Here is a 20,113-nt window from a genome sequence, read left to right as displayed (position 1 = left end):
CAACTTATTTTTTTAATATATATTTAAAAATCTATTTCTCATTATATATTATAAAAAATATTATCTCTAATATACCTGTACACTTAACAAACCTTACTCTTTATAATAAAAAGGGCCTTTATCAAAATAAATTTTGATAAAGACCCTTTTATACAACTTATTTTTTATTTAAAATATTATTCTCCTAAGATCTTATCCATAACTATTTGGATATCAGCTTTATCTACTATACCATCTTTGTTTATATCAGATTTTTCACTTAAATCATTTCCTGATATAACCTCTCCTTGATATTTAGATACTATGGATAAATCTCCTACATTTATAGAACCATCCTCATTAATATCTGCTGAACCTTCAGATTCTTCTAATACATAATTTACAGTATAGATGTTTTTAGCCCCAGATTCTGAACGAGCAATGATTATTGATTTATTATTATGAACTGGTAATATAGTTACAGCCACATTTTCTTCTCCTGAAGCTTCTACAGTTTTAGGTAATTCTTTTAAATTAACTGTATATTCATTAGTATCAGGATTAAATCCTTCTAAGGCTTCTCCATCTAATTTTATTTCAGATAATTTATTACCTTCATTAGCACTTACTTGCGGTACATACTCATATACTGCAACCTCTGATAATCCAATACACTTACCTACTTCAGGTTGTTGCATATAAACACGAATACTATCAGTATTTATTACTTTATCTAAGAAATAAGTTGTTTCTCCAGCAAGGTATGATACCTCTGTTGTATTTGAATGAGTAACTACCTCATATTCACCAGCTTCATTTTTATAACTTATTTCTACCTTCTTAGGAATTCTTCCATAAATATTATCAGTAAATAACCATAAATCTAATCTATCTATATTATATTTGTTTTTCCAGTCTAATTGAACATATGCCCCTTTAGGTTCACCATTCTCTATTAAATCTCTTTCATTCCAGTTTGTCCAACGTTCTCCTGTATTTGAACTATTATTAGTTATTCCATTATTAATAGAATTTAAGTTATCAGCTGTAGAAACGCAACTTTGACTTAAAGCAGGAATATCTTTGTTAGAAGAATTATTTATAGCTAAGTTAGCAGCAGATTTTAAAGCCTCAACTACACGTACTGTTGAAGTAACAGTATATGTCTTGCCTAATAAGGATACTTCTCCTAAAACTTCAACTGTTGTATTAGGTTCAGAGAAATCCACGCCCTCTAAATTCCAATCCACTTTAAACTCTTCACTTTCATTTCCATCTGCTAAATATCCTTTAACAGTCTTAGGAAGTGTAGGAGTTTGTCCAGCATAAGTAAATGTTGAGTAATTTTCCATTGAAACCACATCACCAATTACATGGACATTTACATTTACAGCCACATCTGTTCCTTCTAATTTACCATTTATCTTAAATACTTGAGGAGTATTTAATTGTGATTCATCATAATCATTCCATGAAATATTAAAAGTCTCAGTTGTTCCATCACTATATCTTCCTTCTACTGTACTTGGTAACTCTGGCTTTTCATTTAAATTAACATAGTAATCTTTAACTATTTCATAAGATTCTAAGAACTTATCTTCTCCAGCATTATTTACAGTATTAATTTCTATAGATTGAGATTGTAATCCCTCACCTGAAACATTTAATCTTATATTTCCAGCATCCTTAGTTGATTGAACTATTACTAAGGCCTTACCACTTAATGCTTTTCTAGAAGCTTCTGTATCACTTGTAGATTTATAAGAATCTGTATCAGTTTGATCTCCATTGTCAACACCTACAATTTTTCCATTTCCTTCTAACTCAAAATTTAATCTGTTATCTGCATTTTGAACTATATTGCCATTTTCATCAACAATATCTACAGTAATATAAGATAAATCATATCCATCTGAATCAATAGTATCTCTATCTGCACTTAATCTTACAGTAGAAGCCTCTCCAGTTGTTTTTACTGTATTTCTTCCCTCTGTATTTGTGATTTCATTTCCTTCTTTATCATATGCCTTAGCAGTTAATGTACCCTCCTCATAAGGAACATTAAATACTGGATATAAAGAATCATTTCCAAAAGTATAGTATTTATATCCTGCATCAGTTGTATGCTCAGTTGAAGTTTGCTCCCCAATCTTTTCATCATTTAAATATAATTCAACTTTGTGAGCATCAGTAAATACGTTTACTTCAACATTCCCATTTTCTATAACTATATCTTCTCTGTTCCATGTTGGAAGTACATGTAATGTATTTACATCATCATTCCATTGACTTTGATATAAATAATAAATATCTTTTTCAAATCCTGCAGTATCAACTATACCAAAGTAACTTGATTTTGGAGCTGCTCCATTTCCTCCACCAACTGTACCTGTACCAGTACCATTCCAAGGAGTAGGCTCTCCTATATAGTCAAATCCTGTCCAAACAAATTCTCCAGCATTATAATCATTTTTGATTACAAACTTCCAAGCATCACTAGCTGAATGTCCCCAACCAACTCTTGTTTGATTATTATCATACTCTGAAATACGATGATTACTATAATCTATTCCCTTTGTTTTGTAGTATCCTCTAGTATGAACTGCACTACTGGTTTCAGATGCATATAATGTCCAATCTGGATGGTTTGCTCTTTGCTGTGCAAATTGTCCTTCATTTGCATAGTTAAATCCAACCAATCCACCATTGTCATCAACTACCTCTGAAATAGCAACTGCTGTTCTATCTCCATTTTTAGTTCTATTATCTCCTATAGTAACATGTCTTGTTTCATCCTCATCCTTTATCCAATCAATTATATTTTGAGCTACGTTAGTATAATTAGATGCACTTCCACTAATTCCTTCTAATACCTCATTACCTATTGACCACATTATTATAGATGGGTTATTCTTAGAGTTTTTAACCATAGATCTAGCTTCAAACTCTCCCCATGTCATTTCTGGAGAACCATTTAAAACTTCATTATCTTCTCCTATTACTTCATTAAAATACTTAGAAAAGTCATTTACATTTCCGTTCTTTGGATTTGTCCATGTATCAAAGGCTTCATTAATAACTAACAAACCTAAACGATTACAAATTTCTAATAACATTTCACTAGCTGGATTATGAGAAACACGGATTGCATTTACTCCCATTTCCTTCATTTTCTCCATTTGACGCTCTACTGCACGATAATAAGATGCTGCTCCTAAAGCTCCTTGATCATGGTGCATACAAACACCTTTTAATTTCATATTTTCTCCATTTAAAGAGAATCCAGTGTTTTTGTCAAAATTATAATATCTAAAACCAAAATCAGTAAAATAAGTATCTATAACATTTCCATCTACTAATACTTCACTTTTTACCTTATACATATTTGGATTATCAACTGACCACAAATCTGGATTATTTACAATAGCAGTTTGATTGAAAGTATAACTTTCATTAGCTCCTATACTTTGTTCATTTATTACTGCCTCACTAACTTCTTCTCCCCTAGAATTTACTACTGTACTTTTTACAGTAACCATAGAATTATCCTTGGACTCGTTTTCAATTATAGTCTCAATAGCTACATCTACATTTCCACCTTTTTGTTCTTCAAGCTTAGGAGTAGTTACTGTTGTTCCTGAATGTGCAACATGAATAGAGTCTGTTACACTTAAAGTTACATCACGATAAATTCCACTACCTGAGTACCATCTACTAGTTGGTACAGGGTTAGATACCTTAACAGCAATTATATTTTCACTCTGTCCATCACACACTAAAGCTTCAGTAATATCAAAGGCAAAAGATGTATATCCATAATTATGTTCACCAACCTTCTTACCATTTACATATACCTCAGCATTCATATATACACCATCAAAGTTCAACGTGAAATCCTTACCATTATACTTTTCAGGAACTACAAATGCTTTACGATACCATCCAGTTCCTCCTAATAAGAATCCACTTTCTGCTTCTCCTTCAACAGTAAAGTCTCCTTCAATACTCCAATCATGAGGTAAGTTTAACCCTCTCCATGAAGAATCATCAAAATCTACTCCTTCAGCACCAGAAGGATCTCCCTTAAAAAACTTCCAGTTTTGATTGAATATTGTTGATCTCTCTCCATCTTTTATGAATCCAACATTTACTGTTTCTGATTCAGGAATTTGTCTTGTCTCAGCCATTACTAAAGTAGGCGCTAAGGTTAAAGCAAATGCAATTGCTGCTCCTAAAGCTGTCCCCCTTTTGTTAAATGATTGCATATTAATTTCCCCCCTTATTAAATATACATATAAGCTATTTTACTTATTTTAACTTATATGTATAATAATAACATTTAACAATTTTATGGTAAAGTAATAAAAACTTTTTAACATATGGAAAATATTTTATTATTCCAAATCTACTTAATTATATTATCAACCTATTATTTATTATGAATAAATAATAAAATCACACTATAATCTATAATAAAAATAGTTATAAAAGAACTATTTTCTTTAAAATAATATAAAAATTTGGCTGTATCAAAATATAATAATAAAACTTACAAACACATTCTCTTCATACTGTTTGTAAGTTTTATAAAAAGCTATTTTGATAAATGCCCCTATAGCAAACTTTTATTCTCTACCATATTCTAATTTAAAATAATGTTATAAAACACAAATACCCCATCTCTAAGATTGGATCTTCAAATCCATCACTTAAGAATTCTAAAACCGCTTCTGCATTATTTCCAATAATTCTTGAAAAGATAACAATATAATCTTTTACCTCTTCATTCTTTATTTTTTCACCATTAATACAATAATTTAAAAATACAGCATATCTTGTTAATAAATATTCTAGTATAATTAGCTGAAAAGAAAGTATCATATCTTCCATATCATCACTAATACAATTGCTATAAATCTTAGAGACAATACATTTTTCAAGGAGCTTATGAAATTCTTTAAAATTCTCTTTATATTCCTTCCATTCTTCACTTAAAGACTCAATATTAGCTTCTTCTGCAAAATTTGATATTTCTTCTAATATGCATTTTAAATTTGAAACTTCTCTATAATTCTCTACCATATCTAAAAATAAAGAATTTATTTCTAATAATGAATCAACTCTATTTAATTCTATTTCATTATAAACATATGCTACTTCTTTTCTATATTCATTATCACTATACTTCTCTAGTTCCTCTAATAATATTTCTTCACTAGTATAACTTTCGTCTTCTAAGATATTTAAAAGCATATCAAAACCTATTAAAAGTCTTTCATCTAAGGAAAATTCCTCTTCACTTACTATATCTATTAAGGACTCTCTTATTTTAAGTTCTAATAAATCTTCCTCTTCATCATTACTACTTTCAGGCTCCATACCTATCTTCTCATGGATTTTATCTAATATTTCTACAACCTCTGGACATGCACATGATAGAGATAACTCTCTCTTATGTCCAAAGTTATTGTTCATCCTAGGAAATGAATGACATGTTTTTGATAAATATCCTTCTCCATGACTTTTAACTATATTACATAATCCCTCTCCATCTAAAAATGGACATTTTTTAAAGGTTTCCTTCTTTATAAAATACTCTTCTTTACCATTACATTCTTTAGTTTTAACCCCATTTAAAAGATAAATAGAGTCCTTTTCATCCTTCTCCCATCTTTCATAGGTATCTTTATCTATGTTAATGTCCCATCCTTCACAGCAAGTAAACTTGCACTTATTTGCAGTGCACTTAAAATCATTGTATCCTGAAATTTTCAACATATTTATTTCTTTATTCATTATAATTTATCTCCAATTTTTATTATATTAATTTAGAACCTATTATTTAAGGCTAACTTATTAAGCAACAGTTCTCCTTTAATTTCCTTTTAAATAAATTTGTCTTTAGCCTTCTTTTCCTAACTATTTATCACTTAATTTTAGTATTTTATAATTAAACTCTCTTTAATTATAGCACATTGTTAAACCTATTATTTTTTATGCTTACTTCTTAATAAACCCTCTAAACATAAAAAATCTACCAAAGCATAAAAATTATACTTTGATAGATTTTAAATTGTTGTTTAGTTCTAAGTACTTATTAAATTCTTATATGTTTTTTGTATGATGCTATTTTAAATCATTTCTAATTTCCAGTTATATATAAAAACCCTTTTATTTAGCTATAATATATTTACTAAATAGTAATACTAATTAAAATAGTTTTATTTCATTTACTCTTCACTACTAAATAATCCAGCTCCCTTAACTATATCCTGTTCTGCAAAAAGACTTGTAATAGCTTGGTTATAATCAACCACCTTCTGAGCTTTCTTTATTTTCTTAGCATATTTTTTATTATTTGAGAACATATAAATCATATATCCCCATAGCTCTTTCATTCTAAACATTGCATTTCTATCTTCATTAAATACTTCTCTGTATTTATTAAATATTTCATCATGAAACTCTTTTAATATCTTTTTGTCCATAAATTCATTGTTCAAAATTCCATTCATTAAGGCTGGGTTAGCTAAAACCCCTCTTCCTAACATTATTTTATCTACTTCTGGAAATTCTTCAATTAATTTATTATGATCTTCCACAGTAAAAATATCTCCATTATAACAAATTGGATTCTTACTTAAAGAAATGGCATCTTTAAAAACCTCTAAATTAGGTTTATTTCCATAAAAATCTTGTCTTGTTCTAGGATGAATAATAAGCTCCTCCATAGGATACTTATTATAAATTTCTATAAGTTCATAAAATTCCTCAGGCTTATCCATTCCTAATCTAGTTTTTATTGAAAGTTTCATATCATCTATTTTAAATATTTCTTCTAAAAACTTATCAAGTTCTTCCTTATGAGCTAAAAAACCTGATCCTCTTTTCTTACCAACAACTGTTCCAGAAGGACATCCTAAATTTAAATTTATTTCATTATATCCTAACTGCTTAAGCTTCCTAGCTGTTGAAATAAACCCTTCTGAATCATTAGTAAGTATTTGTGGAACTAGGTTGATTCCTTCATTATTCTCTGGCAAAACATCTCTTAATTCTTTAGTTTTAAGACTTTTACTACTATTTGGAACAACAAAAGGGGCAAAGTATTTATCAATTCCTCCAAAAAACTTTTCATAAGAATTTCTATATATAAATCCAGTAATCCCTTCCATTGGTGCTAAATAATACTTCATTTGTTTCTCCTTTTTTTAAAGATTCTAAAAAATATTATAACAGGCTTTTTTCTTCTTATCCACTTAGTAATTAAAGTATTTTTATGTAAACTTCTTTAATTAGCTATGCACTCTCTTCTATGGAAATTGCATAACTTTTATCTCTTATGTAAAATTCTTTTATTAAAAATATAAGTATTAAGATGGTAGCTAAAATATCAGCTAAGGGTTGTGAAATCCACACTCCATTTAGTCCATATACTCTAGGTATTATAAATACAATAGGTATAAATAGTATAACTTGTCTTAATAAACTTAGAAAAATTGACTTCTTAACATTTCCTATAGACTGAAAATATACTGCCCCTAAAATTGAAACTCCTAAGGTAGGTAGGGCAATGGTATATATTTTTAACCCATTAAGTGCTATATTTATTAGCTTCTTATCCTTTGTAAATATATTAATAAACTCCCTTGGATAAATTCTAATAAGTACAAGTCCTAAGGTTAAAATTGAAGTTGCAATTATTATAGTCATTAATAAAGTTTTTTTAGCACGTTTATACTCCTTTGCTCCATAATTATATGCAACTATGGTTTGCATTCCTTGGCTTAATCCAAAGACTGGCATCAAAAATAACAAGTATATAGATGTTATTGAAGTCATTGCTCCTATGGCTAAATCTCCACCATAATCCTTAAGCACTCTATTTGTTATTAAATGTATAAATCCTGCTGCAAGCTCCATAAAAAATGGAGTTAAAGCAATTAAGATTATTGCCCTTAAAATATTCTTATTTAATATCCTTCCTTTAATCCTTAGCTTTAAGTTTGACTTTCCTAAGGTAAAATAATACATCGTCCAAAGAAAAACTATGAATTGACAGATTATAGTTCCTAAGGCAGCTCCCTTAATCCCCATATGAAATAAGAATATAAATATTGGATCTAAAATTATGTTTAAAACACAGCTTATTATCATAATTTTACCAGCTAACTTTGGATTTCCCTCAGCTCTTATTGCATTATTAAGAGCAAATCCAGGAAAGTTAAACCATGTCCCTATAAGTATTACCCTCATATAATCCTTTGCATATATAATAGTTTCCTTACTTGCACCAAAAAAATATAATATTTTTTCTAAAAATAAAAATCCAAATACCATAATCATTAAAGCAACAACTATGGATAATATAAAAGTATTTCCTAATATTCTTTCAGCTTCTTCCCTATTCTCTTCACCTAGCTTTATTGATATATTAGTACTTCCCCCTACAGCAATGGCTACGCAGAAAGCTCCTAGTATTGTAAACAAGGGCATAGTTACTCCTAAACCAGATATGGCAAGGGCTCCTATATCCTTAATAGACCCTATAAAAGCTCTATCTACAGTGTTATATAAAGAAGTTACCATCATAGATAGTATAGCTGGAGCTGAATATTTTAAAAGTAATCTCCCAATTTTTTCATTCTTTAGTTCATATTGATTTTTCATAATAATGTCCCTATTCCTAATGTCCTATATTTCTTCTGATGAATAATCATTTCATTTGTTATTAATAATTATTATCAAGTCTTGTTTATTATAGCATCTACTTATTCTTAGTCAATATTTTCTGTGCATAGTTTTAAAAATATTAAATATTTCTTCCATGACTTAAAAAACAATAAATATGATTATATGGATGGTTTATTATAAACTTAAAATAACTTTCCTTATTTAAGAAAAAAATAATAACTATAGTTAAGAATCCAAACCTCCCTCAAATTAAATCTTTTCAAAATTACAACTCACTTAAAATATATCCTAAAATTAAAATAACCTACAAAAATCTATAAAAAGACTTTTGTAGGTTACAAGATAAAATCTATTCTACTTTTTCAATATACTTGCAATTTAAATATATGTGGTTTAGAAAAACTAATAATCTTTCATAAAGTGGATATACTTTTTCACCAAACCTAGCCTCTAAAGCTTCACCAATTTCCTTAACGGTATTAGTTCCATTGATTTGTAAAAACACTTCACTACCATATTCATCTAAAGAAGTTCTTTTATACATTGGAATCTTAAATTTCAATTTTCTAAAAAACCTTTGAATCTTATGGTCTTGTTTTTCTAAAATAGTAACTATTCCCTCTTCATCAACTTCATACTGAAGATTATCACAGATTTTAAATCGCATATTTAAAAGTTCATCATTATCCATTATAATTCACCTTAATGTTTCACCTTAGATTTCATAATAGGCAATGTAGTTGCTAAAACTAAAAGAATAAGTACTATTATTGCCATTCCATTGCTAGCTACAAATCCAGTTGGTGTTCCAGGTGTTATTATTCCTGTTACTTGTAGAACTATTCCTATTAATCCCACAATAGATCCTCCAGCAACAAGACCAGAAGATAAACTTATTCCATTTGAAACCTTAACTTCTTTTTCATGATCACTCTTGCTCATTTTTTCAATAAATACACGTATTAATGCACCTACTAAAATTATAGAAGTTGTTGATATAGGTAAATAGAATCCTATTGCAACAGTCATTATTGGTAAGTCTACTAAGTATAAGAATAAAGCCATAACTACTCCAACAATTATCATAGGCCAAGGTAAGTTTCCTTCCATTATACCTGAAGTTAATGTTGACATTAAGTTAGCTTGTGGTAACGCAAAAGGTGCATCTGCTCCTGTTATTGATAATTGACTAGAAAGTACTAATATTGTTCCAGTAACAACAACAACACCAACTATACTTGCAATCATGAAAGAGTTTTGCATTTCTTTTTTGCTTCCACCAATTATATATGTTACTTTTTGAGATTGGCTATATCCACCTGCTACAGAGATTGAAACAACCATGAATGTAGCAAATAAAAGTAATGCTTTGTTATCAGCTTTTCCAGTCCATCCCATTATAACGAATACTAGTGTTAATATTACTAATGAAGCTATTGTCATACCTGATACAGGAAGGTTTGATGTTCCTATTGTACCAGTTAAACGTCCTGCAACTATTACGAATAGTAATGATAGGATTATTGAAACAACTGCTCCTGTTATAGCCATTGCAATGCTATTAGAAATAAAGAATCCTATAACAAAAGCTAATACAGCTCCTACTAAAAGTATTATTATAGATCCGCTATTTTTTTCAGCATTCTCTTCATTAACAGGACTTGCTTTTAATGTTTCTTTTATAGAAACTATTATAGTTGGTATAAGTTTTATAGCACCTATAATACCTCCACAAAGCATCATTCCTGCTCCTATGTACTTAACATAACTTCCTGATATGGCATTTACATCCATTTGATGAATTAACATTGAAGCATCGTTCCATGAATGCATGCTCTTCTCTGCCATATCACTGAAATATCCTATTAATGGAGCTATACCAAAGTTAGCAAGTATAGATCCTGCAAACATAGTAAGTGATACTTCTAATCCAACTATAAATCCAATACCAAGTAAAAGTGGGTTTACTTCAGTAGAAAACTTCCACTTATAAAATTTGCTTCCCAAATATGTAACAGTATTGTTTATTAAGTTTAAAAATGATCCTGTTAAAACATTTATGATACCACTTATAACAAATCCAATACCCATGAATTTAATTGAGTCTTCACTTCCTTCAGAAGCAACAAGAGTTTCAGATATTGCCATTGATTCAGGATACATAAGTTTTCCATGTTCCTCAACTATTAGGTAGTTATAAACTAGTGATAGACATCCTATACCAAATAGAACTCCTCCTACACCTGCAATTACACCCTCTAAGAAAGTAAACTTACTTCCTATTAGTATAATTGCTGGTAATACAAATATCATACCACTTGCTATAGATTCTCCTCCACTTGCCATACCTTGAGTTATATTTTTTCCAAGAATACCCTTACTACGTGCAAATATTCCTACAAAAACTGATCCTATGATAGCACCAGGTATACCAGCAGCAACAGTTAATCCTGATTTCATACCTGAATAAGCAGTAGAAGCAGCAAAAACAATAGCTAATATTATACCTATTATTAGTACAGGAAGATTAACTCCATTTTTGGATTTACCAGTGAAATAAGGAACATAATCTTTACCACTTACACCACCATAAGCTTCCTTAGGTAATTTCTTTTTCATACACCTAATCTCTCCTTTCGTTTATTCATACCAACAGATAAAAATCTCTATTGATATATTCTCTTGTTATATTTTCTATAAAATGCACAAATATTATACTATATCCACATAAAACAAAAGTTATAATGCTATTTAAACTAATTATTGTGCATATTATATTTAAATTTTCACTTAAAAGACAGGCTCAATAAAAAAGTTGTCAGTTAAGTTAACCTTTTATATAGTAATTTATTATTACTATATTTTCAAAAAATTTTAGAATTTTCTAAATACATAAAGAAGAAATATCTATAATAGGTATTTCATTGTTTAAATCAATTAATACCTTACTTAAATCTATCTCTAAGAATTAGATTTTTTTGTATTTTTATGGTGTATTTTACTATTAAAATATTTTTATCATGTTTATAATAATACCATTTTGACTTAAAAAAATCCATGATAATTCTTTCACATATACAATTTTTTTACATTTATTATTAAATAATATTCAAATTTTTAAAATTTAACATGTTATCATAAACCTTATATAAAAACTATACAAATATCTATATCCTTAAATAAATTCATCTTAAAACTAAACTAAAAAACTGCATAGAACTATAATCTATGCAGTTTCTCATATAACTATTTCCTAAGCTTTTCTACCTTTTATCAAATTATCTTTTCTTTCTTTTTAATACAAAAGCTCCTGAAGCCATCATTACTACTCCTAATTGTAAGAATATTGATGATGAAGCTCCTCCAGTGTTTGGTAAATTACCCTCTGGTTTGTCTGGAGTTTCTGGTTTATCTGTACCTTCAGGATTTTCAGGTTTCTCTGTATTATCTGGATTCTCAGGATCAACTGGCTTTTCTGGATCAATTGGTCCTTCTGGTTTTTCTGGATCTACAGGCCCTTCAGTCTCATCTTTTTTAACTAATCCAGAAATTGCTTCATTTAAAGCTTTTATAGCATTATCCACCTCATCTTGAGTAGCCTCTTCCTTAGATAACACCCCTTTAGCTAAATTTAATTTTTCTATTAAGTTACTCCAAGACTCCTTTGTATAATCTTCCTCTTTAAGATTTTCTACTTCTTTAATTACCTCTTCTAACTTAGACTTATCTACTTGAACCTCTTCTTTAATTGTTGAAAGTCCTATTTCTTGAATAGTAGGTGCAAACCCATCCCACTCTACCTTTATTTCAAAGACATTTTCAAAAGCTTCTGTATTAAACTCATTAAAGCTCTTTCCTAAGCTTCCTATCTCTTTCCATCCATTTTCATTTCTTATAGATACAATTGCATTAGAAATTGTATTAGGATTTTGTACTATTGTGAATTTCTTAATATCTGTTTTGTCAGAAATTCTATAAGTTAATTGTCCAGATTTAGGTGCACTTTCTAATGGTTTAAAGGCTGTATTTAATTATCAGAAGACTTTCTTGTATGATTCCTTACTGGAACAAATTCTGAAGTTGTATCATTAGGATCAATATACTTATAATCTCCATTTTCATCTTTTCTAAGACCTAAGGATGCCATTTTCTTTTTGCTATTTCTATTTTTATTACCCATTTTTATCACCTCCTATAAAAGTTATATTTATTATTAGATACCCTATTATTCTTAGATTAATATTTAAAAATTATAAATAAAATTCAAAACACCTTCTTAATTTATATTAAGCTTTAGAATTGTATTATAAACAAAAAATATAGAGTAGAATCTATTTCTATAGACTCTACTCTATAATATACCTTTTATTAAAATGATTTTAATAAGTTATTTCTTTTACATTATAAAATTAATTTGTAAATAAAATAATTTCATATTTTTTCTATTTATTGTACATTAAATAAATAGAACATTACTCCACTAAAACCTTCATCTTCAAATAATACATGAACACCATATAATCCTGATGATAAATTTTCAGTGTTTATAGTAAATTCATCTTTAGCCTCTTGTTCTAAAATTGTATTTCCATTTTTATCAACAACTTTAACAGTTTTAGCTACATTTTTTCCTTCTCTATTATATACTTTAGAGTCACCTATAACTTTACCATTAGAAGGTTTTAACTCTCCAGCTGCAATAGATTGCTCTTTTGCATTTAATTTATTAAGTTTCTTTAATTTTGATAAAGGTCTTAAATCCTTAACCTCATTATAATTCATCTCTAAAGTTTCTAAATTTATAGCATTTTCAATACCTGTTAAGTCTTCAACTCCACTTAATGTTAAAGTAGTTAAACTGTACATATCCCCTAAAGTTATATTTCCAGTTTTATTTAATTGATTTTGAATAGACTTAAGCAAATATTTATCTGGTATATTAATAGCAGCATTTAAATCTACTTTTACTAAAGAATCCATTGACTTATTTAACTCTTCAAGGGCAGAATTTATTGTCTCTTTATCCTTAGAAAGTAGGGCTTCTTCTCCCTTTGATATTGCATTTTTTAAAGCTTCTGAACTTTCTTCAGTGTAATTATTTAAGTCTAATTTTTTAGCCTCTTCTAGTGCCTTATTTAACTCTGATGCATCATACTCTGCTAAATTTCTAAACTTAGCATCTGCCCAGTCTGCATGATCCCAAGTGTTTCCATTATCAGCTACATCTACTACTAATTTAATCTCTTTAGAGTTTCTTACATCTACAACTAAACGTTTCTTTGGAGTATCAATTCTCATTACATCTGTTTCAGCCTTTAATTCTCCATCAACATATACTTTAAACTTAACACTAGAAACTTCTTTCTCTGAAACATGTCTATCAATACCTACCCAAGTATCAAAGACATCATATCCTTCTGAATTATAAACTATTTCTGAATATGAGTGAGTTCCTATTCCTTTAGCAAATGTTTCAACAGAATTATCTTCATTTAATAATCTTATTTGATTTCCACTTACTGCTCTATCTTTTCTTACACTGCCTGAGCCTATAGTTGCAGATTTCCAATTTAAATCAGATAATTGAGTTTCTTTATCTGTAACTGCTATAGTTCTTGAACATTCAGAAGTTAATCCATCACTATCTGTTACTGAGTACACAACTGTAAATATTCCTGACTTTCCTTCAACAAAGTCTGAAGATTTTATTTGTACTTTAGAAGTTATATTTCCGTCTTCAATATCTGTTGCAGTTATTCCTTTCATTAAATCTACTTTCTCATCCATACTATAAGCTAAATTCTCACCTTTAATTACTGGTTTTGAAGATAAAACAGCTAATTTAGCATCTCCCCAGCTTGCATGATCTGAAGTATTTCCATCTCCAGCATCACTTACTATTAATTTTAGCTCTTTAGCGTTTTTTAAATCTACCTTAACATATTTTTGAGGTGTTGTGCCTCTCATTACTCCACTATTGAACTTTTCTTCCCCATCAACTAAAACTTTAAAAATAACTGAGGCTGATCTAGATGCCATTGCTTTATCAACACCTACATAAGATTCAAAGTAGTCATAATCTTTTCCTTCTAAATCATATACATACTCCGCATTTGAGTGAAGGCCTAATCCCTTATTATAGTCAACAAAATCACCATCTCTTGTAAGACCTATTACTCCTCCACTTATGCTCTTATCCTTTCTAACAGTTCCCCATCCATTTGAAGCCTGTTTAGGGGTTAAATCACTCATATACTCTTTTCTACTTACCACATTAACCTTAGAAGCTTTAGTATATTCATTACCTTTCGAATCTTCTAAACTATATACAACTTCATATTCTCCTACTTTAGAAGTATTTACATTGCTTGATTTAACTTTTACAGATTCACTTAGAGAATTGCCTTTTATGTCCTTAGCCACAATATATTCTTCTGGCTTAAACTCCTCACCTAAAGCTAATGTAATCACTGGATTTACAGATAAAGTTGGCTGCACTGCATTTACCTCTATTGGCTTTAAGGTATTTAACTTTCTATCATATGGTGTTACTACATATACACCATCCTCATCTAAATTAGAATTAGTATCAACAAAGCTATCATTAGAAGTAAATCCTACATACTTTCCATCTCTGCGTATTTCATATCCAAGTATATTATCTTTATTTTCATCATCTATTGAAAATGAAAGTTTTATATTACCATTTGAACCACTTGTGCTTACAGATGCCTTTGCATTCTCTGTAAATCCGTCACCTTTATAATTCATTGCTAAATCATTTAAGTAATAGATCTTTTTATCAGGCTTTGGATACTTAGCTAAATCCTCTTTAACTTTATCATCAACACGAATACCATGTCTTGCAAAGAACTCAGTTAAATCTAACTCCATAGCATCTGATGCTGCTATAACCCAAGATTTATATATGTCTTCTCTATTTTTATTTCCAAAATCTCTTTCTCTAAACTGTCTTTCAAACTTTCCATAGAAAGTATTATCATATAAATATAACTGCCATAATGGAGCTAACTGAGCTAAATGAGTGCTATCAGCCTTATTATATAACTCATTATTAGAATAATCATCTAAACCAACTTTAGGATAGGTATTGTTTTCCCATATGTTTTGTTCAGTTATTCTTGTTCTAGTTTTGAATTTAGACTCAAAAAACAATGGCATCATATTATTTGTTACTTCTGCTATTGTTCTTCCGCCTGTATCAAAGTTATGTCCAAGTTCATGGGCAACACCCCATCCTTTATTAGCTGCAAGTATTGCATCTTGATTTCCTGGTCTTATACCTATAACACCATTCCCAGCATTCATGAAAGCTCCACCACTAAGATTTTTAACCATAGGCATTATTCTAAAATTAAAATCTGAATGTACTTCCTTTGAGTTATCAAATCCCCAGAATCCCATAGCATCAGCTATATATTGATCCCATTGTTCAGCTGTGTACTTTGGAGTTTTATTATTTTTCTTATACCAATCTAAGGCATAAGTAGCTTGTACAAATTCTAATGACTTATTAGAACTTACTGCAAAAATATTTGGAGTAGTATTAGGTTCTGCTTTAACCTTTTCAACATAGGCTTCTAACTCTTTCATTACTTCATTTTCATCTGATTTTCCTAGAATAAATACAGGATATTTACTTGCTCCTTCTATTCTTACCTTTGGTGCTCTTGTTTGATTATCACTTTTATAATTTGTAAAGAATAAATCTCCTCCTTGAATAACATCCTTAGGTATTCCATTAGATTCATAATTTATTTCTGGTATAGTTATTTCATTTTTACCAGGCTTTAATTGAAAGCTTGTTGCTCCACCATGTTGAGTTAAAGATTGTTTGTATAATAATGTTGGAGTAGGTTCCCCTTCTGCCACATCCACATATACATTTATTTTATCTCCAGCTCTAGCAGATAGTCCTGTTATTTGCCAGTCTTGAAAATTCCATACCTTTCTCTTTTTAGCTTCACTTATAGAGTCTCCTCTCATTTCTAATTCAAGTACATCCTCTTTTCTTGAATTAGAAATTAATGATTCAGCTAAGTCTATAGTTTCTTTAAAGTCATTATATAATGGATGATTTTTAGCTTTTTCTTTAAAGGCATTTATTTTTTCTAAACTATTAAACTTTTCACTAACCTCGCTCATAGTACCGTCTGTAAAAAGCTTAGATATTGAAGAATAAACTTCATCTGGCTTATAAAACATTAATTCATTTAAAGTTGCAGAATTTTGCTTAGACTTCTTAAATTTAAACTTAACTCTTTTAAATTCCGTAGGCTCAAATTTAGCTTCAACTAATCCCTTAGTAGCTTCATGGGTTCCTGTAGCAACTAACTTATATGTATCCCCTTTACTTGTTCTAGAAGCATATATTTCAACCTCTTCAGCAAAGCCTTTTAGGTCACTTTGTCTAGAACCATAAACTATTCTATCTAAAGTTACTAAATCATTAAACTCAACTTCAACTTCATTGTTAAATGAAGAATTGTTTAATGTTCCTGTTTCCCAATAAGTATTTACATCATTATCAACAGCTTTTTCAATATTTTGAGCAGCATAATGTCTTCCATTATTTTTTATTGATTTTATGTTTGTATAAGGCATTCTATATTGATTATTATAATCATCATTAAGATTATATGTTATTTGTCCTAAAGTTGCCTTAGTAGGATTCTCAGAAGTTTCTGTTAAAATAGCTCTAGCATTATTTAGTCCTTCCTTGTATAAATCATACATTGGATGATCTTTTAATTCATTCTCAAAGGCATTTAATTTCTCTAATGTATTAAATTCCTCAGATACTTTATTCATACTAGAATCTGTAAATAATCCATTAAACTTTTCATTTAATTTATCTTCTTTATAGAAGATGAATTCTGCTGATGAAGCCCAGTTCTGGTCAGCCTTTTTAAATTTAAACTTTAATCTTTTAAAATCAGTTGGATTAAACTTTATTTCAACTAAATCTCTAGTTGATTCTGTATATTCTCCACTGCTTACTAAGCTAAAATCATCTCCATCATCTGTAAGAGAAGCATATATTTCAAATTCCTTTGCAAAGCCTTTTCCCCTTGCAGAGTCTCTTCTTGCAGAATATACAATTCTATCTATATTAGTTATTTCATTAAATGTAACTACTACTTCGTTTGTGAAATTTGCATCATTAGGTTTTCCCGTTTCCCAATGGGTATCTAGATTCCCATCTATAGCTTTATCAATAGTAGAACTATTATACTTTCCACCATTATTAGTTATGGATTTTATATTTGATCTGCTGATTTGAAATTCTTGATTATAAGCGTCTAATTTATCACTATTATATAAATCAAACTTACTTACTCTTGCTTGATGTGATTCATCATTATGACTAGCTTCTACCTTAGAATTGTTTTTAGTGTTTAATTCCTGTGCTAAAACATCCATTGTTGTAGCAGAAAGATTTGTAATCATTGTAGCTAAAATTATAGCCGCTATTTTTCTCTTATTCATTTTCTCTCCTCCTGATTGACTTTCCCCTCAGAAGTGCATTTCTACTTACAATTTAATATAAGCTTGTACAAAATAAATTTTTAATCTACAACCTCCTCTCTAGTTATTATAAAACAAAAAGCTTAATGCACTCTTTGGCAACTGGCTGACATAGTTATAAACCTTAGTCCCTATAGCTTTGCGTCATTAGATTTCTCTAATTTTGCCCATTTTTTAAAGTTATAATATCATAAATTTTTTTAATTTTATAGTGTTTATAATAAATTTAATATTAAAAATAATCCTTTTAATATTTTATTAAAAAACTCAACATATTTATAATATTCTAAATTTTACAAATAAAAAACCTATAAGATAGCCTTTTTATATTGACCACCCTATAGGCTTTTAATATTTAGTTTTTTAAACTATTCTTTATAAACTTCTAAAATTTCATTTGTAATTTTACTTTTTCTCTCTTCTTCCGATTAAAGTCCAGTATAATACAAATGCAACTAAGGATATAACTGCTAACACTAGTAAAACGTTACTATATTGTATAGCTATTGAATCATTAAAAAGTCCAGTAAAGTTCTTTCCTAAATACTTAGTTTCCATAAATATTGCTACATATGTTATTCCTATTGAAGTAGCTATATTTAGGCAGAAATTATAGAAACCAATAGCAGTTCCTGTTTTTTCTTTAGGTATTGTTCTTGTTAATGTATCAATCATAGGTGCATACATTAAAGCAAATGAACTTGAGAATAATATCATTATAAAAATAAATACTAGTACTGATGTTTTTACAAATAAAGCTCCTAAAACAAGGCTAATTATTATACCTATTATAGCCATTTGAATACATTGCTTACTTCCTATTCTCTTAGAAACCTTTCCTGATAAAGCTCCTACAGTAGCAGCTAAAACATATGAAGGAACTAAAAGTAATGAAATTTGGTCTAATCTATAATTGTATATAGATTCAACTAAAAATGGAAACATAAATATAAATGCAAGTTGTACACTATATATAACAAATGCTACAAGTAATACTGATATAAAGTTTCTATTTGTGAAAAACTTAATGCTTATAAAAGCATTTTCATTTTTACTTATGTATATAAGGAATAACACAAGCGCAACTATAAATCCTATAAAAACTCCCCATTGGAATCCTGAAACAAAGATCATTAATGTTGCTGCAACTGTTGCAACTAATATAAATCCTATAAAATCAACATTACCAGCTTTAGCTTTTTCCTTAGGAATATATTTTAATATAAAAGGTAATATTACTAAAGTTAATAATGGAATTAAGAATAGTACTTGCCAACTTAAATATGTTGAGATATATCCTCCAGTAATTGTACCAATTACCTGTGAGATAGCATAACTACTTGTACTAAATCCTAAGTATTTTTTATGTTCACTCTCTTTAAAATACTTTGCTATAAATATTACATATAATGTTTCTGCACTTCCTAATCCAGCTGACTGAATTATTCTTGAAATAACAATAATTAAAAATGATTTCTGAAAAATAAATCCTAATAGTGAACCAACACATATTAATATAATTCCTAATACTAATAGTGTTCTAACACTTATTGAATCAGATAAAGAAGCGTATACAACTGCTCCAATACCAATAACTAGTCCAGCTAAAGTTACTTGCCAGCTAACAGCAGTAGCTGATATATTAAAAGCTTTAGCCAAATCTGGTGAAATAATTTTAAACGAGTTGTCGATAACTAAAGCAAAAATCATTAAAGCTAATACTGCTGGTACCGCTTTTTTTATTTTTACTTCTTCAACATTTTCTAAAGTATTAATTGAAACGTCCATTTTAAATCCTCTCTTTTCTTTTTTCATTTGTGCTTCTTAAATAATAGCTTACCAATAATCATTATAAACTTGTCTACTCTTTTTACTTCATCCTCTCTCAATA

General features: G+C 28.9%; 9 protein-coding genes, 1 pseudogene and 1 riboswitch. All 10 genes and pseudogenes read right to left on the bottom strand.

Features of this window, described 5'->3' with window-relative positions; translation table 11 throughout:
• Window positions 1-176: 176 nt before the first annotated feature.
• The 10 genes and pseudogenes from ACYUCG_RS06395 to ACYUCG_RS06350 all read right to left on the bottom strand — a co-directional run bounded on the left by ACYUCG_RS06395 (window position 177) and on the right by ACYUCG_RS06350 (window position 20,010).
• Window positions 177-4,244 (bottom strand): glycoside hydrolase family 2 TIM barrel-domain containing protein, encoded by a 4,068-nt coding sequence (locus tag ACYUCG_RS06395; protein WP_460268318.1) that lies wholly within the window; start codon window positions 4,242-4,244, stop codon window positions 177-179.
• A 382-nt stretch (window positions 4,245-4,626) separates the two neighbouring features.
• A complete protein-coding gene (gene fliB / locus ACYUCG_RS06390; protein WP_460268317.1) occupies window positions 4,627-5,775 on the bottom strand; it encodes a flagellin lysine-N-methylase in 1,149 nt (382 codons plus the stop codon).
• A 434-nt stretch (window positions 5,776-6,209) separates the two neighbouring features.
• Window positions 6,210-7,175, bottom strand: coding sequence for a tRNA dihydrouridine synthase (locus ACYUCG_RS06385; protein ID WP_460268316.1), 966 nt, complete (start codon window positions 7,173-7,175; stop codon window positions 6,210-6,212).
• A gap of 103 nt (window positions 7,176-7,278) precedes the next feature.
• The gene (locus ACYUCG_RS06380) at window positions 7,279-8,649 is read right to left on the bottom strand and encodes an MATE family efflux transporter (RefSeq protein WP_460268315.1); all 1,371 of its coding nucleotides are present in this window, start codon (window positions 8,647-8,649) and stop codon (window positions 7,279-7,281) included.
• A gap of 373 nt (window positions 8,650-9,022) precedes the next feature.
• Entirely contained in the window at window positions 9,023-9,364 is a 342-nt protein-coding gene (locus ACYUCG_RS06375) for a PqqD family peptide modification chaperone (RefSeq protein ID WP_060796316.1), read from the bottom strand.
• A gap of 11 nt (window positions 9,365-9,375) precedes the next feature.
• Window positions 9,376-11,292, bottom strand: coding sequence for an OPT family oligopeptide transporter (locus ACYUCG_RS06370; protein WP_060796317.1), 1,917 nt, complete (start codon window positions 11,290-11,292; stop codon window positions 9,376-9,378).
• A 659-nt stretch (window positions 11,293-11,951) separates the two neighbouring features.
• Window positions 11,952-12,704: pseudogene (locus ACYUCG_RS06365) on the bottom strand (LPXTG cell wall anchor domain-containing protein); the annotation flags it as partial.
• Window positions 12,701-12,853 (bottom strand): hypothetical protein, encoded by a 153-nt coding sequence (locus ACYUCG_RS06360; RefSeq protein ID WP_181159610.1) that lies wholly within the window; start codon window positions 12,851-12,853, stop codon window positions 12,701-12,703. The pseudogene ACYUCG_RS06365 and the gene ACYUCG_RS06360, both read right to left, overlap by 4 nt.
• 266 nt (window positions 12,854-13,119) lie before the next feature.
• Window positions 13,120-18,183: an NPCBM/NEW2 domain-containing protein gene (locus ACYUCG_RS06355; RefSeq protein ID WP_460268314.1), complete on the bottom strand. Its 5,064-nt coding sequence runs from the start codon at window positions 18,181-18,183 to the stop codon at window positions 13,120-13,122.
• Between the two features lie 133 nt (window positions 18,184-18,316).
• Window positions 18,317-18,400, bottom strand: a riboswitch (cyclic di-GMP riboswitch).
• 227 nt (window positions 18,401-18,627) lie between these two features.
• Window positions 18,628-20,010 (bottom strand): MFS transporter, encoded by a 1,383-nt coding sequence (locus tag ACYUCG_RS06350; protein WP_060796355.1) that lies wholly within the window; start codon window positions 20,008-20,010, stop codon window positions 18,628-18,630.
• Between the last annotated feature and the right edge of the window lie 103 nt (window positions 20,011-20,113).

The organism is Clostridium sp. CTA-17 (genome assembly GCF_054767895.1).
This window is presented reverse-complemented; position numbering and strand designations above follow the sequence as displayed.